Source organism: Streptomyces albospinus, from assembly GCF_014648695.1.
In the GTDB taxonomy this organism is placed as follows: Bacteria; Actinomycetota; Actinomycetes; order Streptomycetales; family Streptomycetaceae; genus Streptomyces; species Streptomyces albospinus.
The window spans coordinates 396,739-402,671 of sequence record NZ_BMRP01000001.1; the positions used below are offsets into that span (position 1 = coordinate 396,739).

Here is a 5,933-nt window from a genome sequence, read left to right on the forward strand (position 1 = left end):
CTGATCGTGAGGTTGGAGGCACGTTTCGCGGCCGGGGAGCTCTCCGCCGCGCAGGTGCTCGACCTGCTCGACGCCGAACTGGCCACGAGGGAGCAACGATGAACAGCGCGAACTTCCGGGACATCCTCGACGGATACGCCCGGGGCACGGTCGGCGCCGCGCAGGCCCGCGGTCTGCTGGACGCGCACCGCACGGACCCGGCAGCGGCCCCCGCGCCGCCGGCGCCCGGCCACCCGGACCGTCCGCAGATGCTGGACATCGCCGTGATCGGCATGTCGGGGCAGGTCCCGGGGGCGGCGGACGTCCGCGAGTTCTGGCACCGCCTCACCGAGGGCCACGTCACCTACGGCGAGCTGCCGGACCACTACCTCGCCCCGGACGACCCCGGCGGCTACCGCTGGGGCGGCGCACTGGCCGAACGGGACTGCTTCGACGCGGAGTTCTTCGGCATCCGTCCGCACGAGGCGGACCTGATGAGCCACCACCAGCGGCTGCTGCTCCAGGAGAGCTGGCACGCCCTGGAGGACGCCGCCCTCGACCCGAAGCACCTGGCCGGTTCCCGCACCGGCCTGTTCATCGGCGCCGAACCCACCGGCTACCCGCACGAGTCGTTCACCGGTGCCTCCGACGCGCTGGTGGCCTCCCGTCTCTCGTACTTCCTCGACCTGCGCGGCGCCGCTCTGGTGGTCAACACCGCGTGCTCGTCCGCACTCGCCGCGGTGCACCTGGCCTGCCAGAGCCTGACGACGGGGGAGTCGTCCCTCGCCCTGGTCGGCGGCGTCAACGCGGGCCTGGACGCGCGCGGTCTGGACCTGCTGGTGGAGAGCGGCGCGATGTCGCCCAGCGGGCAGTGCCGCACCTTCGACGCCGAGGCGAACGGCACCGTCTACTCCGAGGCGGTGGCCGTCGTCGTCCTCAAGCGGCTGTCCGACGCGATCGCCGACGGCGACCACGTCCACGGCGTGATCCGGGCGACCGGCATGAACCAGGACGGGGCCAGCAACGGCATCACCGCGCCGAACGGGGCCGCCCAGGAGGAGCTGGTCGTCGACGTCTACCGGCGGTTCGGGATCCCCGCCGAGCGCGTCGGCTACGTCGAGGCCCACGGGACCGGGACCGCGCTCGGCGACCCGGTGGAGGCCAACGCGCTGGTGCGGGCGTTCGGGCGGCTGACCGACGCGCGGGCGTTCTGCACCATCGGCAGCGCCAAGGCGCACATCGGCCACACCGGCGCGCCCGCGGGAGTCGTCGGACTGATCAAGGTCCTGCTGTCCATGCGGCACGGCCGGCTGGTCGGCATGCCGACCCTGCGCACCCTCAACCCGTTGATCGGCTTCGAGGGCTCGGCCTTCGTCCCGGACGAGGCGGCCCGGCCGTGGCAGAGCACCTCCGGCGCCCCGCTGATGGCCGCGGTGAACTCCTTCGGACACAGCGGGACCAACGTCCACGTGGTGGTCGAGCAGTACGTGCCCGCGGACGCGGCGGACCGTGCGGCCGACGACGGCGGACCGCACATCGTCCCGCTGTCGGCGCGCAACACCGAGCGGCTCCGCGCCTGTGCGGACGTCCTCGCCGCGCATCTGGCGGCGCCCGCCGACGGCACGCCGCCGCGGCCCGCCCCGCAGCCCGTGGCGCCCGCGCAGGTGTGCGCGGTGCTGGCGGACGTCCTGGGTGTCGCCGCCGAGGAGATCGACCCGGACGAGCGCCTGGACGCCTACGGCGTGCTTCCGGAGCAGTTCGCCCGGTTCGGTGCGGCCCTGGAGGCCGCGTTCGGCCCGCAGTTGGACGCCGACGCGCTCCACGAGGGCCGTACCGCCGGGGACGTGGCGCGCCTGCTCGCCGCGGCGGACGCCGCCGGGGACGCCGACGGCGAGTGGCCCGGCGCCGTGGACGCGCGGCCGTCGCTCGCCGACGTGGCGCGCACGCTCCAGCTCGGCCGGGCCGGGCTCGCGGCGCGCGCCGCGCTGGTCGTCCGCGACCGGGACGAACTCCTGGCCGGACTGCGGGCCCTGGCCTCGGGACAGGAGCTCCCGGAGAACTGCTGGCTGGGCGAGGCGGACGGACGGGGCGAGGTCGTCCGGCTCTTCGCCGACGACGACGAGCTGCGCGACGCCGTGGGCAAGTGGCTGGAGCGCGGCAAGTTCGCGCAGGTCGCGGAGTTGTGGGTGCGCGGCGGCCCCATCGAGTGGCGCCGGCTGCACCGCGGCGGAACGGGGCGCCGGGTTCCGCTGCCCGGCTACCCGTTCGCCAAGGACCGCCACGGCATCACCGCCGCCGTACCCGCCGTACCGCAGCCCCTTCGGCCGGTGGCCGAGCGCCGCCCCGAGCCGCCGGCCCCGGCCCAGGCCGGGCCCGTGGCCGCGTCGCGGGGCGATCAGCGCCCCGAGCGGCTGGCCCCGGCGCTGGAGGAGCGGATCGCGCGGCTGGCCACCGAGCTGATCGGTGCCGCCGAGGGCGAGGTGGACCCCACGGAGCAGCTGGACCGCTACGGGATCGACTCGATCACGCGGACGCGGCTGAACCAGCTGCTGAGCGAGGCGTTCCCGGCGGCCTCGCGGACGCTCTTCTTCGAGTTCGCGAAGGTCGAGGGCGTTGCCGGGCACCTGGTCGAGCGGTTCCCGGACGTGTGCCGGGCCTTCCTCGGGTGGGGCGACGCGGCGACCGTCCCCGCTGCCGAGCCCGTCGGGGACGTCGGCCCCGTCCCGGTCGCCGCGCCCGTCGCGAACGCCGGGGCCGCCCCAACGCCGGCTCGTGTGGCGTCGGTTGACGAGGCCGCGGCGGACACGGACGCCGCCGGGACCGCGGGCGACACCACGGAGGACGCCGGGGGCGACGTCGAGGACGGGATCGCGATCATCGGGATGAGCGGCTCCTTCCCGGACGCCCCCGACCGGGACCGCTACTGGCAGCTGCTGATGGACGGGCGCTCGGCCGTCACCGAGATCCCGCACCGGCGCTGGGACTGGCGGGAGCACTACGACCCGCGCCCCGAGGGCGCGGACGTGGTCCGCAAGAGCCCCTCCAAGTGGGGTGCCTTCCTGGACGGCTTCGACGAGTTCGACCCCGCGCTGTTCCAGTTCACCGACCAGGAGGCCCGCAACACCGACCCGCAGGTGCGGCTGTTCCTCCAGGAGTGCTGGAAGGCACTGGAGGACGCCGGCTACGCCCCGTCGAAGCTCCCCGCCGAGGTGCGCGGACGCATCGGGGTCTTCGCGGGCGGCGCGAAGCACGGCTTCACCCGCTTCGGCTCCGAGGGCCGTCTGGAGATGCCCCGCACCTCCTTCGGCGACATGGTCAACCGGGTCTCCTTCCAGTTCGACCTCGGTGGACCGAGCAAGGCCGTGGACACCGCCTGTTCCTCAGCGCATGTGGCCCTGCACGAGGCGGTCGAGAGCCTGCGCTCGGGCCGCTGCGACCTGGCCCTGGCCGGGGCCGTGAACCTCTACCTGCACCCGTCGACCTACGTCGAACTGGCCACCGTGGGGCTGCTCTCCGACCGCTCCGACTGCGCGTCGTTCGGCGCCGAGGCCAGTGGCATCGTGCCCGGCGAGGGCGTCGGCGCGGTGCTGCTCAAGCCGCTGCGGCAGGCGCTGCGCGACGGCGACCCGGTGCGCGCGGTGATCCGCGGCACCGCGGTGAACCACAACGGGCGGACCATCGGGTTCACCAGCCCCAGCGCCCAGCGGCAGGCCGAGGTGATCCGGGCGGCGCTGCGCGACGCGCGGATCGACCCGCGGACGGTCGGTTACGTGGAGGCCACCGCCAACGGTTCGGAGATCGGCGACGCCGTCGAGATGACCGCGCTCACCCAGGTCTTCGCGGACCGGCCGGGCGCCGGCGGGCAGTTCCGCATCGGCTCGGTCAAACCCAACATCGGCCACGGCGAGGCGTCCGCGGGCATGGCGCAGCTGTTCAAGGTCGTGCTGGCCATGGAGCACCGCACCCTGCCGCCCACCCGGCTGCCGGCGGAGTACAACCCGGCCATCGACCTCGACCGTCTCCCGTTCGGGCTGTCCGGCACCCCGGTGCCGTGGGACCGGGTCGTCGTGGACGGCGCCCCGGTGCCGCGCCGGGCGGGGATCACCGGCATCGGCGGCGGCGGGACCAACGCGCACATCGTGGTGGAGGAGGCTCCCGAGCCCCCGGTCCGCGCCCGCGCGACCACCCGCGGACCGGTCCTCTTCACCCTGTCGGCCCACACGGCGGAGCGGCTCGGGGCTTACGTCGACACCTGGCTGGACTTCCTCCTGGAACGGCCCGCAGTCGACCTCGCGGACCTCGCCCACACCCTCCAGGTCGGCCGGGTGGACCTGACGCACCGGCTGGCCGTCGTCGCCTCCGGCGTCGAGGAGCTCCGCGGACACCTCACCCGCTGGCGCCGGGGCCGGCCGTCCGACGCGGTGTTCACGGCCACCGCGGCCCGGATCGACACCACCGGACTCGACGCCGCCGTGCGCGAGCGGGATCTCGGCCGGGTGGCCGACCTGTGGGTGCGCGGTGCGGCGGTCGACTGGGCCGGACTGTACGGCGCGGACACCCCCGCGCGGATGTCCGGGCTCCCGACGTATCCGTTCGAGCGCCGGGTCTGCTGGATCGACGACGCCGCCCCGGTGGCCCTCCCCACCGGGGCGGCGGACCCGGCCCCCGGTCGGGAGACGGCCGGCCACCCGTTGCTGACCTCCGTGGTCCCGCTCGCCGACGGCACAACGGTGTTCAGCGGCGACGTGTCGCTCACCACGCACCCCTGGATCGCCGACCACGCGGTCTCCGGCACCGTGCTGTTCCCCGGCACCGGCTTCGTGGAGATGGCGCTGCACGCCGGAGCCGGCCTGGGCTGCGGGCGGCTGGAGGAGCTCACCCTTGAGGCGCCGCTCACCCTGGCGGAGCAGGGCGGCGCGCGGCTCCAGATCGTCGTGCGGGCACCGGACGCCACGGGGGCCCGGCCGATCGAGGTCCACTCGCGGCCCACGGAAGGCGGCTCGGGCACGGACGCGGACCAGGACCGCCCGTGGACGCGACACGCCGCCGGACTGCTCGCCCCCGGTGAGCCGGACGCCGGCTTCGACCTCGCGGTCTGGCCGCCGACCGGCGCCGAACCCGTGCCGGTGGACGACTACTACCAGGTGATGGCCGACGCCGGTTACGCCTACGGCCCGGCGTTCCGCGGACTGCGCGCGGTCTGGCGGCGCGGCGACGAGGTGTTCGCCGAGGCCGTGCTCGACGACGAGCGGGACGCGGGCCGCTACGGCCTGCACCCCGCGCTGCTCGACTCGGCCCTGCACGCCATGGGCTTCGGCGGTTTCGTGCGCGGCGGCGGCGGTCTGCTCCCGTTCTCCTGGTCCGGCATGCAGCTGTTCGGCAAGGGCGCCGCCACCGTGCGGGTGCGGCTGACGGGCGCCGGCACCGACGCGGTCTCGGCCGCGGTGGCCGACGCCGCCGGCCGCCCCGTGGCCGTCCTCGACTCCCTGGTGCTGCGCCCGGTCTCCGGCCGCCGCCCGGGCCCCGTCCGCCAGGACCTGCCCGACGACCTGCTCCACCTGGACTGGACCCCACTGCCGGTGGCCGCCACCGGCCCGGCCACGTGGAGCCTGGCGGGCCCCGACGAGCTGGGCCTGGCCGCGGAGCTGCGCCGCGCCGGCCACGACGTGTCCGACGCCGGTGCCGGCGGGACGGCGCTGCTGTCCCTGTCCACCGGGCGGCCCGACGACCTGGCCGCCGGCATCCGGGCCGCCACCGCGCGGGCGCTCGGCCTGGTGCAGGACTGGCTGGCCGACGAGGGCCAGGCGGCGGCGTGCCTGGTGGTGGTGACCCGGCGGGCGGTGTCCACCCACGTCGGCGAGGACGTCGACGACCTGGTGCACGCCCCGGTGTGGGGCCTGCTGCGGGCCGCGCAGGCGGAGAACCCCGAGCGGCTGCTCCTGGTCGACGTGGAC

Annotated in this window: 1 protein-coding gene; it reads left to right on the forward strand. The window is 75.6% G+C overall.

Annotated elements, in window-relative coordinates; genetic code table 11:
* Positions 1 to 98 precede the first annotated feature (98 nt).
* Positions 99 to 5,933 (forward strand): beta-ketoacyl synthase N-terminal-like domain-containing protein (locus IEZ17_RS01900; protein ID WP_189295605.1); only part of this gene is annotated, 5,835 nt, incomplete at its 3' end.